A 15,286-nucleotide genomic window follows, 5' to 3' on the forward strand; every position below is an offset into this window, starting at 1 on the left:
CTTACGGGGCCACAGCCCCTTCGGCAAGAACCGGCGGGCGGCGCGATGGCCAGTCGGTAGCCCGGTGCCAGGCCTGACCCACCGCTAGCACCCGCGCATCCGAACCCACCGGCCCCGCAATCTGCATCCCCATCGGCAGGCCCTGCGCGCCAAAGCCCACAGGCACCGACAGCGCGGGCAGGCCGATCAGGCTGATCGGGATCACCACTTCCATCCAGCGGTGATAGGTGTCCATCGCCTTGCCGTTGATCAGCTGCGGCCAGCGCCATTCCACCGGAAAGGGCCAGACCTGCGCGGTGGGCAACATCACCACATCAAAGCGCTGAAACATCTGCGCCGCATGGGCATACCAACGGCTGCGGATCACGCTGGCCTCGTATACCGCCGCCGCGGTCAGGCCTTGGCCCTGCTCGATCTCCCAAATGGTTTCGGGCTTCAGTTGTGCGCGTTTGGCCGGATCGGCATAGATCGTACGAAAGCTGCCCGCATTCAGCATGGCGCGCAGGGTAACCCAGGATTGCCACAGCTTTTCCGCCGGAAAGGGCGGGGGCAGGGGTTCTACCACCGCGCCCATGGCTTCAAACTGGCGCAGCGCCGCCTCGCACAGCTCCAGTATCCCCGGCTCGGTCGCATAGGCGCCGCCCCAATCGCCCAGCCAGCCGATGCGCAGGCCTTTGATGTCGCGGTCCAGCCCGGCGATGTAATCTTCCACCGGGCGGCCAAAAGGCACCTCGGGGTTCTCGCCCGCCTGCACCGCCAGCAATCGCGCTACATCCTCGACGGTGCGGCCCATCGGCCCCTCGGTCGCCAGCGTGGCCAGATGGGTGTCGCCCTCGGCATCCGCCGGAACCAAACCCCAACTGGGGCGAAAGCCATAGACGTTGCAGAACCCGGCCGGATTGCGCAGGCTGCCCATCATGTCGCTGCCATCGGCCACCGGCACCAGCCGCGCCGCCAACGCCGCCGCCGCCCCGCCGGATGATCCGCCCGCCGTGCGCGACAGATCATAGGGGTTGCGGGTCGCGCCAAAGACCGGGTTGAAGCTGTGGCTGCCATGGCCCCAGTCGGGCGTGTTGGTCTTGCCAATGAAAATCGCCCCCGCCGCCCGCATCCGTGCGGCCAGCAGATCGTCTTTCGTCGGAATGAAATCGGCGAACAACGGGCTGCCAAAGGTCGTTCGCAGCCCGGCGGTCGCGCACAGATCCTTGACCGCCAACGGCATTCCATGCAGCCAGCCCGCAGGCGTGGCATCATCCGCCGCCCGCGCCTCGGTCATAAGTGCATCGCGGTCGCGCAGCGATACCACTGCATTCACCGCGCCGTTCACCGCAGCAATCCGGTCCAGATGCGCCGCCATCACCTCCGATGGGGCGACCTGCCGCGCGACGATCATGCGCGACAGGTCCGATGCCGAAAGCGCGGTCAGATCCATTTGCACCTTTCCAAATACTCTCGGGAGGGGTTGGGGGAGGGCAGACGGCCCTCCCCCTTTTGTCAGATCAACCGGCACTTACTTTTGCAGTTCGGTCCAGATCGCGGTCATGTATTCCTGGGCCTGCGGCGAGCAGGTGGGCAGGAAATGACCCGAAGCCTTGAACTCTTCCGGGATCACCACTTCGGGCGCGTTCTTCATGTCTTCGGGCATGAAGGCATCCGACCCGGCGATGCCGTTGGCATAGCGGGCAAAGCCCGAGATCAGCGCGGCATTTTCGGGAACCATAATGAAGTCGAGGAACTTGTAGGCCTCATCCACATTCTGGGCGTCTTTCAGCAGGGCAACCGAATCCATCCACAGCGGGTAGCCCTCTTTCGGATAGCCGTATTTCACGTCGCCATTGGTCGCCAGACGCGCCCGCATGGTTGAGCCGTTCCAGTTCACCGATGCCGCCCAATCGCCGTTCGACAGCCGTTCCGTGGCACCGTAATCCATGCTGATCCAGTCGGGCTTGGCCGCCAGCAGCGCGTCACGCGCCTTTTTCAGCACTTCCTTGTCTTCGGTGCAGGGCTGACCACCGGCCCAGAAGATCGCCATGTTGACCACATCGTTCATTTCGGGAACGACGTTGATCTTGCCCTTCAACTCGGCCGGCACGTTCAGGAACACGTTCGAGGTGTTGATGTCGCCCGAATAGATCTTGGTGTTCACGGCAACGCCCGTGGTGCCCCACTGCCACGGAACCGAGTATTTGCGGCCCGCATCCCACGGCACATCCATCCATTCCGGCGCGATGTTCTTGTGGTTGGCCAGCTTGGCCTGATCGAGTTCGGTGATCAGGCCCTTTTCAACCCAGATCGGCACATAGTTCGCCGAAGGAACCACCAGGTCAAACCCGGCACCGCCGGCCTCTACCTTGGCCAGCGCGGTGTCGTTGCTGTCATATTCGGTCACCGTCACCTTGATGCCGGTTTCCTTTTCGAACTTGGCCAGCAGTTCGGGGCTGGTGTAGTTGCCCCAGTTGTAAAGCTGCAACTGCCCTTCGGCCATGGCCAGCGTGGTGCTGGCCATCAGCGCGAAGGTCGCGGTCATAAGCGTCTTCTTCATTCGGTAGTCTCCCTGTGGTCGTTGGTGTCCCTGCGCCGGATTTCCGGTCATTTTTGCAGATCGGTCCAGATTGCGGTCATATAATCCATCGACTTGCCCGAGCAGGTCGGCAGGAAATGACCGGCAGCCTTGAATTCTTCTGGAATGTTCACCTCTGGCGCGGTCTGCATGTCGGCTGGCATGAATTCCATCGAGCCGCTGATGCCGTTCGGATACCGCGCAAAGGCCGAGATCAGCGCCGCATTTTCCGGCAGCATGATGAAATCAAGGAACTTGTAAGCCTCATCCACGTTCTTGGCATCGCTGAGGAGGGCAACGGAATCCATCCACAGCGGATAGCCTTCGCGCGGATAGCCATAAACCACGGCGGGGTTGATCAGCCGAGAGCGGAAGGTTTCGCCCGACCAGTTGACGCTTGCCGCCCAGTCGCCATTTGCCATGCGGTCGGTGGTGCCGTAATCCATCGAGGCCCAGAACGGCTTGGCCGCCATCAGCGCGTCACGCGCCTTTTTCAGCACCGCGACATCTTCGCTGCACGGCTTGCCGCCTGCCCACATCACGGCAAGGTTGACGATCTCGTTCATCTCGGGGACGACGTTTATCTTGCCCTTCAGCTCTTCCGGCGGGTTCAGGAACACGTTCGAGGTGTTCACATCGCCCTTGTAAACATTGGTATCCACCGAAATGCCGGTGGTGCCCCATTGCCAGGGAATGGTGTATTCGCGGCCCATGTCCCAATCGACATTCATCCATTCCGGCGCGATGTTGCCGTGGTGGGGCAGGCGGGTCAGATCCAGTTTCTGGATCAGACCCTGTTCGACATAGATCGAGACGAAATGCGCCGAGGGCACCACAAGGTCATAGCCCGACCCACCCGCCGACACTTTGGCCAGCGCGGTGTCGTTGCTGTCGTAATCGGTCACCGTCACCTTGATGCCGGTTTCCTTTTCGAACTTTTCCAGCAGTTCTGGGCTGGTGTAGTCGCCCCAGTTATAGAGGTTCAATTGCCCTTCGGCCAAGGCGGGCAGGGCGGAGGACAGCAGCAGGAAAAGTGCGGTCGCGGATTTCTTCATCGGGTTCCCTGTCAGTTTTTATCGTTTTGGCGGTTTATCAGGAAGAAGGCGGTCAAAAGCGCGATGGTCAGCACCAGAAGGGCGGTGGAAATCGCGTTGATCTCTGGCGTCATCTGGCGACGCAACTGGCCCAGCATGTAGGTGGGCAAGGTGTCCTGCCCGCCGGATTTGACGAATTCAGTGATGACCACATCGTCAAGGCTGATCACAAAGGCCAGCATGGCCCCGGCGATGACGCCGGGCAGCAGCAGCGGCAGGGTGACATGGCGGAACGTCCTCCACGGCGTTGCGTAAAGGTCTGCCGCAGCGGTCTCCAGGCTCAGGTCCATCCCCTCCAGCCTTGCCCGGATCGGCAGATAAGCAAAGGGTACGCAAAAGGCCGAGTGGGCCAGGATCAGATAGCCAAGGCCCTGATAGCCGGTGATCACCTTGATCTGGGCGAAAAAGATCAGCAGCGCCACGGCGGTCACGATTTCGGGCACCATCAGCGGCTGGTTGATGATGACATAGATGAAGGTCTGGCCCTTGAATGCCTTGCGCCGGGTGGTGCCAAGGGCGGCCAGCGTGGCAACCGCGGTCGAGATGACCGCCGCCCAAAGCGCGATGATCAGCGACCGCAGGGTGGCGTCTTTGACCTGATCGTTGTTCCACGCCTTGACATACCAATCCAGCGAGAACCCGCCCCAGGACGACATCGAGATGTTGGTGTTGAACGAATAGGCCGCCAGCGTGAAGATCGGGATATAAAGCGCCAGAAACACGCCGATGGCGATGGTGGCAAAGCCGGGCAGGCGGGAAACCTGAAACGCGCGATCAGACATTGGCGTCCTCCCGGTTCGCATAGCGGACATAGACCAGAAGGGCGATGGTCACGACGATCAACAGCAGCATCGACAGCGCAGCCCCCAAGGGCCAGTTGCGGCCCTGACCGAACTGCAATTCGATAAAGTTGCCGATCATCATCTGCTTGCCGCCGCCCAGAACGCGCGGCGTGACATAGGCCCCCAGCGACGGCACGAAGACCAGAATGGAGCCGGCGATCAGGCCCGGTTTCACGATGGGCAGGATGATGCGGCGCAAGACCTGCAAGCGGCTGGCGTAAAGGTCATAGCCCGCCTCCAACAGCCGCATGTCGAACCTGTCAATTGCAGCGAACAGCGGCAGCACCATCAGCGGCAGGTAGACATAGACCATGCCGATGAACACCGCGACATCGGTATAGATGATCTGCAACGGCGTGGTGATCAGGCCCAGTTTCATCAGGATGGTGTTCAGCAGCCCTTCGGTGCGGATCACCTCGTTGATGGCATAGGTGCGGATCAGAAGGTTGGTCCAGAACGGAATGGTGATCAGAAACAACCAGATCGGGCGCGATTTGGGCGTGCGTGTGGCGATGAACCAGGCGGTGGGAAAGCCCACAAGAAAGGTGAACACCGTGGTCAGCAGCGACAGTTTGATCGACCGCCAGAAAATCGTCAGATGGGCATCGGCCAGCACCAGCGTGTCATCAAAGATGTCCTTGGTGAACAGGATGCCGCGCCAGCCATCAAGGCTGAACCCCCATTCCACATTGCCGTATTTGCCCGGCAGCAGAAAGGAATAGACCAGCACGATCATCAGCGGCCCGACCGCGCCGACCAGCAGGATCAGCAGGGCAGGGGTGGACAGATACCAGGCGTTGCGGACGGATCGGGAAACTTGGGCCTGTTCGGCTTGGCTCATCCCTTAATCCTCCACCACCTGCGCCGCGCCGGGGGCGAAGCGCAGGGCCAGTGTCTGGCCGATGGCAAGCCCTGCATCGCCCGTTGACGGGTTTTGCAGGCGGGCGACAACTTCGGTGCCGTCGTTCAGGGCAACGTGGCAGTGGGTGTCGGTGCCGAAATAGACCAGATTGGTGATGGTGGCGGGAATTGCCCCGGCCTCGCCCGCCGTAACAAGGCGCACTTGCTCGGGGCGGAATGCCACGGTCACGCGCTGGCCGGGGGTGGTGCCCGCAACCTCGATCAGATCGCCAGTAGCAAGGCGGGCACCGCCCGCTTCGGTCGTGGCGGTCAGGAAGTTCGTCTCGCCGATGAAACTGGCGACAAAGCGGTTCACCGGGCGGGTATAGATGTCTTTTGCCGTGCCAACCTGTTGCAGCTTGCCCGCCGACATAACGCCGATGCGGTCGCTCATGGTCAGGGCTTCTTCCTGATCATGGGTCACGAAGACAAAGGTGATGCCGGTTTCGGTTTGCAGCCGCTTCAACTCGATCTGCATTTCCTTGCGCAGCTTCAGGTCCAGCGCCGACAAGGGTTCATCCAGCAGCAGCACCTTGGGTTGCGGCGCCAGCGCACGGGCCAGGGCCACGCGTTGTTGCTGGCCGCCCGAAAGCTGGCTGGTCTTGCGGCCTGCCATCGCCTCCAGCTTCACCAGCGCCAGCATCTTTTCGGTGGTGGATTTCACCTCTGCCGCCGGTTTGTCCAGCATTTGCAGGCCAAAGGCGATGTTCTGCGCCACAGTCAGGTGGGGAAACAGCGCATAGCTTTGAAACACCGTGTTCACCGGCCGCTTGTTGGGCGGCAGATAGGTGATGTCCTGCCCATCCAGCAGGATCGTGCCCGAGGTGGGCATTTCAAACCCTGCGATCAGCCGCAGGAGTGTGGTTTTCCCACAGCCCGACGGCCCCAGCAGCGTAAAGAATTCACCCTTGCGGATTTCTACCGAAACATCGTTCAGCGCACGAACCTGGGCATCGCCCTGTCCGAACGCTTTCACTGTGTTGCGGGCCTCGACGGCGTTTTGCGCGTTCAAGGTGACTCGCTCCCTGTTGTTTTGATCATATTGTGGGCAGTTGAGCTTTCGCGCAACGACTGTTTGATCGAAGCGTGACTTCGGAAATTCCGATGTCAAGCAATGTGGGGGCGACGGTCAATCCAAGGTTGCGCGCTTTCCACCTCTGCACAAAGAGCGATCAGTTCTTCGTCCAACCCGTAGGGGGCTGCCAGATGCAGGCCGATGGGCAGGCCGGTGGCCGACATCGCTAGGGGCAGGCTGGCGGCGGGCTGGCCGCTGGCGTTGAAGGCGGCGCAGAAGGGGGAATAGGGGAAGATGCCCTCCATCCGATAGGCGAGGTAGTCGGTGGTCGTATGGGCAAAGCGGCCGACACGGGCTGGGAGTTCGGCAAGGGTGGCGGTCAGCAGAATGTCCCAGCCTTCGGCGAAGAACCCGGCCATCTGGCGGCCAAAGGCGTGAATTTCTCCCACCGCCTCCAGATACCGCGTCGGGGCCAGCGTGGCGGCATGGGCCACGGCACCCCGGCCCACGCCCTCGACCAGTTCGTCGGTCAGCGGGCGGCCCTTCAGCGCCTTCTGAATCGACAGGGCAGTGCCGACGCCGACGATATCGGTCCAGGCGCGCATCATCATGCCCATATCGGCATGGGGGCGGGCGGGCTCGACCCGGTGGCCCAGCGTTTCCAGCAGCTTGCCAGCGCTGCGCACCGCCTCTGCCACCTCCGGCTCAATCGGCTGGCCAGTCAGAGTGGTGTCGCAGATTGCCACCCGCAGGCGGCGCGGCGGGCGGCTGATCGCATCGGCATGGCTGCGGATCAGCGGCGGGGCGGCGTAAGGCGCGCCAAGGTCGGGCCCGGAACAGGCATCCAGCATCACCGCCGTATCGCGCACGCTGCGCGTCAGGAACCCGTCAATCGCCATGCCCGCCCAACCCTCACCGACATAGGGGCCATCGGGAAGGCGGGCGCGGGTGGGTTTGAAGCCGAAAAGGCCACAAGAGCTGGCCGGAATGCGCACCGATCCGCCGCCGTCCGATCCATGGGCGATGGCAACAATGCCCGCCGCCACCGCCGCGCCGGCACCGCCGGATGATCCGCCAGAGGTGTGGTCAAGGTTCCACGGGTTGCGTGTCGGCCCACCGTAAACGGCGGCCTCGGTGGCTGTGCCCACGCCGCCCTCGGGCGATGTGGTGCGGCCAAAGGTGACAACGCCGGTGGTCTGGATACGGCGGAAAATCTCGGAATCTACCGGATAGGTTGTGTTGGCCAACAGGCGGCTGCCGTTGTGGCCGGGAAAATCCTTGGCCTCGCACCCCAGATCCTTGATCAGAAAGGGTACGCCCCGGAACGGCCCACGCGGCAAACCAGCCTTGATCGCGCGGCGTGCCACCTCTTCTTGCATCATCACCACAGCGTTCAGGCGTGGGTTCAGCACCTCAACCGCCTTCAGCGCGGCATCAAGCGCCTCGTCCGGAGTGATCTGGCCCTTGGCCACCCATCCTGCCAGTTCGGTTGCGTCTTTCGCGCCCAGATCGCCAAACATCGCGGTCTCCCTTTGCTTGCGAGCCACAGAGTTTCGCCGTTTCGCCCGCCCGTCCACCCCATTGTGCCGCCAATGGGTCGGTTTCCGCCCAAGGACGTCGGCCCTTGGCGCTTGACATGGGGGGCAGTCAGGCTATGCACGGCCCACCTTCGGTTCCGGATCACCGGATGAAAAGGGAACGCGGTGCGGGGGCATCCCCAAATCCGCGGCTGCCCCCGCAACTGTAAGCGGCGAGAGACGGCGGATCAGGCCACTGGGCAACCGGGAAGGCCCGCCAGATCGATGACCCGCAAAGCCAGGAGACCTGCCAAGGGGTTCACCCTTTCCCTCGCGCGGGGTGCGCGAAGGAGGCGGCTTCCGCCAGTGGTGACGCAAACAGGCTGCGGGTTTGACCCATGGCGTGGCATCGCATCACGGGGCGTTCGGGCGCCCAAAGGGGGAAGAATGAAGGCCAATAGACTCTCGGTTTGTGCAATTTCGGCTTTGGCGTTGGCGGCAGCCCTGGCGCATCCGGCGGTGGCGCAAGACGGCACCGATGACATCATCGTGCTGGACCCCGTCACCCTGTCGGCCAACCGGACCGCGACCGAAGCCAGCCGCACCGGAACGTCGGTTTCGGTGATCGACCGCGCCGATGTACAGGACACGGGCAGCCTGTCTCCGGTGCAATCACTGGCCGATCTACCGGGAGTGTCGTTCTCGCAACAGGGGGGCTTGGGCCAATCGGCCAACCTGCGCATCCGGGGGGCCGACACGCGCTATATCGCGGTGTATTTTGACGGCATCCGCATCACCGACCCGTCGTCAACCCAGACCGCGCTGGATTACGGCACCCTGCCGGGAATGGATATTGCCCGGGTCGAGGTGCTGCGCGGCAGCCAGTCGGCGCTGTGGGGCGGATCGGCCGTGGGCGGCGTGATCAACTTTTCCTCGGTTGAGGCGATTGAGGAAGGCACCCATCAAGAGGTGGTTGTCCAGGCGGGTGACATGGGCACCGCCGCCCTCAGCTATAGCCTGACGCAAAAGACCGGCGATCTGGAAACCGCGCTGACGGTTTCGCACAGCCAGACCGATGGCTATTCGGCGGCGCGGATTGGCACCGAAAAAGACGGCGCCGAGATTTCTCGCCTGTCGCTGACCGGCAAGTATCATGTGAATGACGTGCTGACGCTGGGGGCCGCCGCCTTCGCGCAGTATTCGCATGTGGATTATGACGGCTACGATCCCTTCACCTATACGCTGGAGGATCAGGCCAACACCCTGCGCCGGCAGGAAACCGGCGCGCGGCTGTTTGCCGAGGTTGTGGCGGGCAACACCACGCATGTCTTTGATCTGACGCGCTATAACATCGGGCGGGTTTATCAGGACGAGATCAGCCCCGGCACCTATGACGCCCACCGCACAACCCTTGGCTGGACCGCGACGACCGAGGTGTCGGACCAGATCAAGCTGGTTTACGGCGCCGACTGGATGCGCGAAGAGGCAAGTTATACAAACCTGACCTCGGGTGCCGCCGACACCCGGCAATATGGCGCCTTTGCCCAATTGCTCTGGGCGCCGCGCGATGATCTTGATCTGGCAGCGACCCTGCGGCGCGATGAGCATTCGGCCTATGGCGGCTTCACCTCTGGCCGTCTGGCGCTGGCGTATCGCCCCGCTGAGGGCACGACGCTGCGCGCTGCCGTGGCAACCGGGTTCCGCGCGCCCTCGATTGACGAGCTTTATGGCGACTATCCGGCCTTTTTCTTCCACGGCAATCCGAACATGACACCCGAGGAAAGCACCAGCTATGAACTGGGGATCGAGCAGGAGTTTGGCGATACCGCCCGCCTGACCGCCACGCTGTTCCGGCTGAACATCGACAATCTGATCGCCACGACCGCCGATTATTCGTCGCTGGAAAACGTGGCCGGGCAATCGGTGCGCCAGGGGCTGGAACTGGGTGGTTCGGTCGATCTGGGCGACCGGGTCACTTTGGGCCTGTCTTACACCTATATCGACGCGGTGCGCGCGACCGGCACGCGGCTGGCCCTTGTGCCGCGCCATGACCTGACGCTGAAACTGGATGCCAAGGTGACCGAGGCGATGAAGGCGGGGGTTTCGGTGCATTACGTCGCCGACCGGCTGGATGATTTCGCCGCCTTCCAGATGCCCGACTACACCGTGGTCGATGCCCGCGTCAGCTATGATCTGGGCGAGGGGGCCGAGGTTTGGGGCGGCATCGGCAACCTGTTTGACCGGGAATACCAAACCTCCAACGGCTTTGCCGCACCGGGACGCACTGTTTATGTGGGCCTGCGCAAAAGTTTTTGACCTGACGCTGGTGCTGGCCCTTGCCAGCGCCGCGCCTGCCTTGGCCGAAGCGCCGGGGCGGGTGGTGTCGATCAACCTCTGCACCGATCAGCTTGCCATGATGCTGGCCGCGCCGGGGCAACTGGTATCGGTCAGCGATCTGGCGTCGGAACCGCAATCGTCCTCGATGGTCAGGCAGGCGGCGGGCTATGCCGTGAACCACGGGCAGGCCGAAGAGGTGTTCCTCATGCACCCCGATCTGGTTCTGGCGGGCAGCTATACGGCCCTTGCCACGGTGGATATGCTGCGGCGGCTGGGTATTCCGGTGGTGCAGGTGCCGCCCGCCAATTCGCTGGCCGAGGCGGTGGAGCAGGTTCGCATCGTAGGCGCTGCCTTGGGGCAAGAGGAACGGGCCGAGTGGTTCGCCACCCGCTTTGAAACCTCGATCAGGGCGGCGCGGATTGCCGGGCCGCGCTATTCGGCTGCCTTTTACCACCCGAACGGCTATACCACGGGTTCGGGCACGCTGGCCGATGAGGTGATGGGGCTGACCGGGTTTGACAATATCGCCGCCACGGCGGGGGTGACGGGCGGCGGAGTGCTGCCGCTGGAGCGGCTGGTGATGGCCGCGCCCGAAGTTCTGGTGACGTCTGAACCCTATCCCGGTGCCTCGCGCGCGGAAGAGGTGCTGACCCATCCCGCCTTGCGCGCGGTTCAGGACAACGCGGGCGCGACCCTGCATACCGATGCCGATTGGGTCTGTGGCACGCCCTTGATCATGCGGGCGATCAACGGGATGCGGCGGGCGCATATCCGGCTGGATTGCAAAGACCCCGGAAACTGGAATTCCAAGATGTGCCGGTTGGATGCGCAGTGACATGAAGGTATTGCTTTCACTTTTGCTGTTGGTGTTGCTGCTGTTCGCAGCCTCATTGCTGGTGGGGCCAGCGGGGCTGGGTGTGGGCGACAGCCTCGCCGCGCTGTTTCGCGGCGAGGGGGATGCGGTCGTTCTGGTGATGCGAGAGATCCGGCTGCCCCGTGCGCTTTTGGGCGCAATGGTCGGGGCGGTGCTGGGCCTGTCGGGTGCTGCGATGCAGGGCTATTTGCGAAATCCCTTGGCAGAGCCAGGGATTATCGGAATATCTTCAAGTTCTGCGCTAGGTGCGGTTCTGGCCTTGCAGACCGGTGCTGCCGCGATGTTTCCCTTGGCCTTGCCTCTGTCTGCGTTGTCGGGTGCAGGGATTGCGGTGCTGTTGATCCTGGCACTGGCCGGGCCGCGCGGCGGGGCGATGGCGCTGATCCTGGCGGGGATTGCCATTTCAGCACTGGCCGGGGCTTTGACATCTCTGGTTTTGAATCTGTCGTCAAACCCTTTTGCCGCCATGGAAATCGTATTCTGGATGATGGGATCGCTGGCAGATCGGTCGATGCAGCATGTCTGGCTGGCGGCCCCCTTCATGGTGGCGGGCAGTGCGTTGCTGTTGGCCATGGGGCGGCCGCTGGATGCGCTGACGCTGGGCGAGGATGCTGCGGCCAGCATGGGGGTGAACCTGACGCGGCTGCGCTGGCAGTTGGTGATCGGCACGGCGCTGGCAGTCGGGGCCTCGGTCGCGGTGGCGGGGGCGGTGGGGTTTGTCGGGCTGGTGGTGCCGCATCTGGTGCGGCCACTGATGGGGGCGCGGCCCTCTCGGGTGCTGCCGGCCTCGATGCTTGGCGGGGCCTGCATGGTGTTGGCGGCGGATGTGGCGGTGCGGATTGTGGCCCCGGATCAAGACCTTAAGCTGGGTGTTTTAACTGCCCTGATAGGTGCGCCGTTCTTTCTGCACCTGATCTGGCGGCTGCGGGGGGCAGAGGCATGACCCTGCTGGCCTTGCGCGATCTGACGGTGCGGCGCGGCACTTGCCCGGTGGTCGATCATGTCAGTCTGACGGTGGATGAGGGCGAGTTTGTCGGCCTGATCGGGCCGAATGGCGCGGGAAAGACCACGCTGCTGCGAGGCGCGCTGGGGCTGCTGCCGTCCTTGGGGCAGTCTTCGCTGCTGGCACTGGCGCCAAAGGCGCGGGCGCGGGCGGCGGCGTTTCTGCCCCAAGGGCGCGAGATTGCCTGGCCGGTTTCGGTGGAAACGGTGGTTGCGCTGGGGCGCGCGCCGCATCTTGGGCAGGGCACCGAGGCGGTGGACCGCGCGCTGACCCGCATGGGGCTGGAACCCTACCGCGACCGCAAGGCCACCGAGCTGTCGGGGGGCGAGCAGGCGCGGGTGCTGATTGCCCGCGCGCTGGCACAAGAGGCGCCGCTGCTGCTGGCGGATGAGCCGGTCGCGGGCCTCGACCCCGAGGCGCAGTTGCGCACGATGGAGGTGTTTGCCGATCTGGCGGCTGAGGGGCGTGGGGTTGTCGCCTCGATCCACGATCTGGGGCTGGCGGCGCGGGCCTGCACACGGCTGGTGCTGCTGCACCGCGGGCAGGTGGTGGCCGATGGCCCGCCGCGACAGGTGCTGTCCGAAAGCAACCTGGCCGATGTGTTCGGGGTGCGCGGCTTTCATGCCGAAACGCCCGACGGCCCGGTATTTCAGCCGATGGGGGTTCTGCGGTGACCGTCACGCTGGACCGGCCGTGGCTGCGCATGCAGTTGCCGCGCCCGATGCGGGTGCTGAGCTGGGCGCCGCACGGTGCGGGCTATACCAAGGCCAGCCAGATTCTGTGGCGCGAGGTGAAAAACGCCGATCTGACGCCGGATTTCGATGCCGAGGGTTGGCTGTCGGCGCAGATGCCACCCGATGCGGTGGGAATGCTGACCTCTCGGGATGTCGGCACATGGGGGCAGGCGCGGGCCGAGGTGGACGGCCTGCGCGCCTGGTGCGTGGTGACGGCGGGTCTGTCGAATGCCGAGGCGGTGGGGCGGCGCTTGCCCTATCACACGGCGGATTATGGCACGATCAACCTGGGCGTGGTGCTGGAGGCCGGGTTGACCGAAGCGGCGCAACTGGAGGCGATGTCCATCGCGGTTCAGGCCCGGACGGCGGCGGTCATGGCGGCGGGGCTGGAATTGGCGACCGGGCTTGCCACGGGCACCGGCACCGATTGTATCGCGCTGGCCTGTGATGTGGGGCAAGGCCGCTATGCCGGCTTGCACACGGCTGCGGGCGAGGCGCTGGGGGCAGCGGTTCGCGCGGCGGTTGCGCAATCGTGCAAGGATTGGATGGTCTGGCGCGATGCCGAGCTTGCGCGCCGGGCGGCCTTATAAAACAAATCGCCTGGCGGTCGCACCAAGCCAGCTTCCCCTTGCCTTGCACGTTCGTACTGAAATTTAGGGCAGCATCGAGGGCGCAAGCCGGGTGCCAAGCTGATCGGTCAGCAATTGGCCCACCGCCTCTGGCGTCAGGGGTTTTACCAGATAGCCGTCAAAGCCAAGGGGGCTGCGCTGAGGCATATCGGCCATGGTGGTATCAGCCGTCATCGCGACCACGCGCAGCCGGCTGATGGGCGGCGGCATAGCGCGCAGGCGGCGCAACGTTTCGTTCCCATCCATGCCGGGCATCGCCAGATCCAGCAACACGATGTCGGGCGGATCGGCGGCAATCTTTGCTAGCGCGGTCGCGCCATCGGCGGCCTCGTCACACAACAGGCCATAGACTGACAGTTGCACCCGCGCCACCAGCCGGTTGGTGGCGATGTCATCGACAATCAGCACCCGCGCGCCGGTAAACCGGGCCGAGGGCAGCGGGCTGGGCTGTTGCGGCACCGGCAAATCGGGCACGACCGAAATGGCCAGTGTCAGGCGAAAGCAGGCCCCCCGGCTGCGCGAGACCAATTGCAGATCTCCCCCCATGACGCGGGCCAGCGCCCGGCTGATCGACAGGCCAAGCCCGCTGCCAGAGGTGGCGGCATGGCCCTGACGAAAGGGTTCAAAGATATGTTCGGCTTCTTCTGGGGGCACGCCGCGCCCGGTATCGGCGACCTCGATCGCCAGTATTCCCGGCGCGGCCATGCCAGCGGTCACGGTCACGCCGCCTTGCCGGGTGTATTTCAGCGCGTTTGACAAAAGATTGGTCAGGCATTGCCGCAGCCGTTGGGCATCAAGCGCCGCACTGCGTGGCAAAGACGGATCGATCCGTACGATCAGATCCAGCCCGGCGCCGACAAAGAAGGGCCGGTACAGCGCGACGGAAGAGGTGATCTCGGCCGCCGGATTGGTCAGGCGCGGGCGCAGCGGCGTGCGGCCTTCGTCAATGGCCGAGAGGTCAAGAATGTCATCCAGCAGCACCGAAAGGTTGCGGGCGGACATGACAATCAGATCCATCCGCTCTTTCCGGTCGGGCTGGGTTTCGGCGGCCAGTTCGGCATGACCCAGCCCGACGATGGCGTTCAGGGGGGTGCGCAATTCATGGCTGATCTGCGCCAGAAAGCGCGACTTGGCCCGGTCTGCCGCCTGCGCTGCCGCGCGGTCCGCTGCCATTTGCATGTGCAGTCGGTGGTTGGACTGCATGGTCATCTGCACAAAGACCGCAGCCCCGCCGACGGCAACAAGCTGAACGGCCAGCCCGCCAAGGCCGAGCGAGGCGTGCCATTCGGCCACGACCGCAACCACGGCGATCAGAACGGTGGTCAGCAGCCCGACCTGCGCATAGGGCAGATGCACCGACCGCAGCACCGCAAGCTGCATCATGGTCAGCGCGGCAAGGCCGGTGGCCAGCGCTTTGGCATAGGCGTCGTCCATCTGCCACAGCAGGGCGACCAGAGTCATATAGGCGGCCTCGGTGGTGATCACCGACAGAAGGGTGCCCAGATAGGCACCGGGCTGGCGCGCCGGGTCAAGCGCACGCATCAGCTTTAGCCCCGCAACCTCGGCAGTCGATTCGCACAGCGCCAGAACCAGCGCCAGCCACGTCGGCAGAAAGGTCAGCGCCAGCGCATAGACCACGCCCGTCAGCAGCAGGCGCAGGATCTGCACCTGATTGAGAACGCCATACTGGCGCGCGATCTCTTCGGCATTCTGGCGGTGGGCAAAGCGGAAGATGCTGAAAACCACGGGCGTCCTCCTTTGCCGCCAAGGAGAGGGGGAAC

13 protein-coding genes and 1 riboswitch are annotated in these 15,286 nt (G+C 64.0%); of the genes, 5 read left to right on the forward strand and 8 right to left on the reverse strand.

Going from position 1 to position 15,286, the window contains the following annotated elements:
* Position 1 precedes the first annotated feature (1 nt).
* The 7 genes from JI744_RS04800 to JI744_RS04830 form a co-directional block, all read right to left on the reverse strand.
* Entirely contained in the window at positions 2–1,432 is a 1,431-nt protein-coding gene (locus JI744_RS04800) for an amidase (protein ID WP_202658551.1), read from the reverse strand.
* Between the two features lie 78 nt (positions 1,433–1,510).
* Positions 1,511–2,542 carry an extracellular solute-binding protein gene (locus tag JI744_RS04805; protein ID WP_202658552.1) on the reverse strand — a complete coding sequence of 344 codons (1,032 nt, stop codon included), beginning with the start codon at positions 2,540–2,542 and terminating at the stop codon, positions 1,511–1,513.
* Between the two features lie 47 nt (positions 2,543–2,589).
* Positions 2,590–3,615, reverse strand: a complete 1,026-nt coding sequence (locus JI744_RS04810; protein ID WP_202658553.1) for an ABC transporter substrate-binding protein — start codon at positions 3,613–3,615, stop codon at positions 2,590–2,592.
* Between the two features lie 11 nt (positions 3,616–3,626).
* Positions 3,627–4,436 (reverse strand): ABC transporter permease, encoded by an 810-nt coding sequence (locus tag JI744_RS04815; RefSeq protein WP_202658554.1) that lies wholly within the window; start codon positions 4,434–4,436, stop codon positions 3,627–3,629.
* Positions 4,429–5,337, reverse strand: coding sequence for an ABC transporter permease (locus tag JI744_RS04820; RefSeq protein WP_202658555.1), 909 nt, complete (start codon positions 5,335–5,337; stop codon positions 4,429–4,431). The genes JI744_RS04815 and JI744_RS04820 overlap by 8 nt, the downstream gene beginning before the upstream one ends.
* A gap of 3 nt (positions 5,338–5,340) precedes the next feature.
* Complete coding sequence (locus JI744_RS04825) at positions 5,341–6,408, reverse strand: ABC transporter ATP-binding protein (RefSeq protein ID WP_202658556.1); 1,068 nt, start codon at positions 6,406–6,408, stop codon at positions 5,341–5,343.
* Between the two features lie 95 nt (positions 6,409–6,503).
* Positions 6,504–7,931, reverse strand: a complete 1,428-nt coding sequence (locus JI744_RS04830; protein WP_202658557.1) for an amidase — start codon at positions 7,929–7,931, stop codon at positions 6,504–6,506.
* Positions 7,932–8,064: 133 nt separating this feature from the next.
* A riboswitch (cobalamin riboswitch) is annotated at positions 8,065–8,256 on the forward strand.
* 119 nt (positions 8,257–8,375) lie between these two features.
* Between JI744_RS04830 and JI744_RS04835 the strand changes: the two genes are divergently transcribed.
* From JI744_RS04835 to JI744_RS04855, 5 genes are read left to right on the forward strand one after another with little or no spacing between them, the layout of a single operon-like run.
* On the forward strand, positions 8,376–10,244 hold the full coding sequence (locus JI744_RS04835; protein ID WP_202658558.1) for a TonB-dependent receptor plug domain-containing protein: 1,869 nt from the start codon (positions 8,376–8,378) through the stop codon (positions 10,242–10,244).
* Positions 10,219–11,100 (forward strand): ABC transporter substrate-binding protein, encoded by an 882-nt coding sequence (locus JI744_RS04840; protein ID WP_202658559.1) that lies wholly within the window; start codon positions 10,219–10,221, stop codon positions 11,098–11,100. Before JI744_RS04835 ends, JI744_RS04840 begins: the two co-directional genes overlap by 26 nt.
* A gap of 1 nt (position 11,101) precedes the next feature.
* Positions 11,102–12,082 carry a FecCD family ABC transporter permease gene (locus tag JI744_RS04845; protein WP_407927499.1) on the forward strand — a complete coding sequence of 327 codons (981 nt, stop codon included), beginning with the start codon at positions 11,102–11,104 and terminating at the stop codon, positions 12,080–12,082.
* Entirely contained in the window at positions 12,079–12,816 is a 738-nt protein-coding gene (locus JI744_RS04850) for an ABC transporter ATP-binding protein (protein ID WP_202658561.1), read from the forward strand. Before JI744_RS04845 ends, JI744_RS04850 begins: the two co-directional genes overlap by 4 nt.
* Positions 12,817–12,845: 29 nt before the next feature.
* Complete coding sequence (locus tag JI744_RS04855; RefSeq protein WP_202658786.1) at positions 12,846–13,466, forward strand: adenosylcobinamide amidohydrolase; 621 nt, start codon at positions 12,846–12,848, stop codon at positions 13,464–13,466.
* 63 nt (positions 13,467–13,529) lie between these two features.
* Here the strand turns inward: JI744_RS04855 and JI744_RS04860 are convergent, their stop codons facing one another.
* On the reverse strand, positions 13,530–15,251 hold the full coding sequence (locus tag JI744_RS04860; protein WP_202658562.1) for an ATP-binding protein: 1,722 nt from the start codon (positions 15,249–15,251) through the stop codon (positions 13,530–13,532).
* Between the last annotated feature and the right edge of the window lie 35 nt (positions 15,252–15,286).

The sequence above is a fragment of the Fuscibacter oryzae genome, assembly GCF_016765795.1.
GTDB classification, from domain to species: Bacteria; Pseudomonadota; Alphaproteobacteria; order Rhodobacterales; family Rhodobacteraceae; genus Fuscibacter; species Fuscibacter oryzae.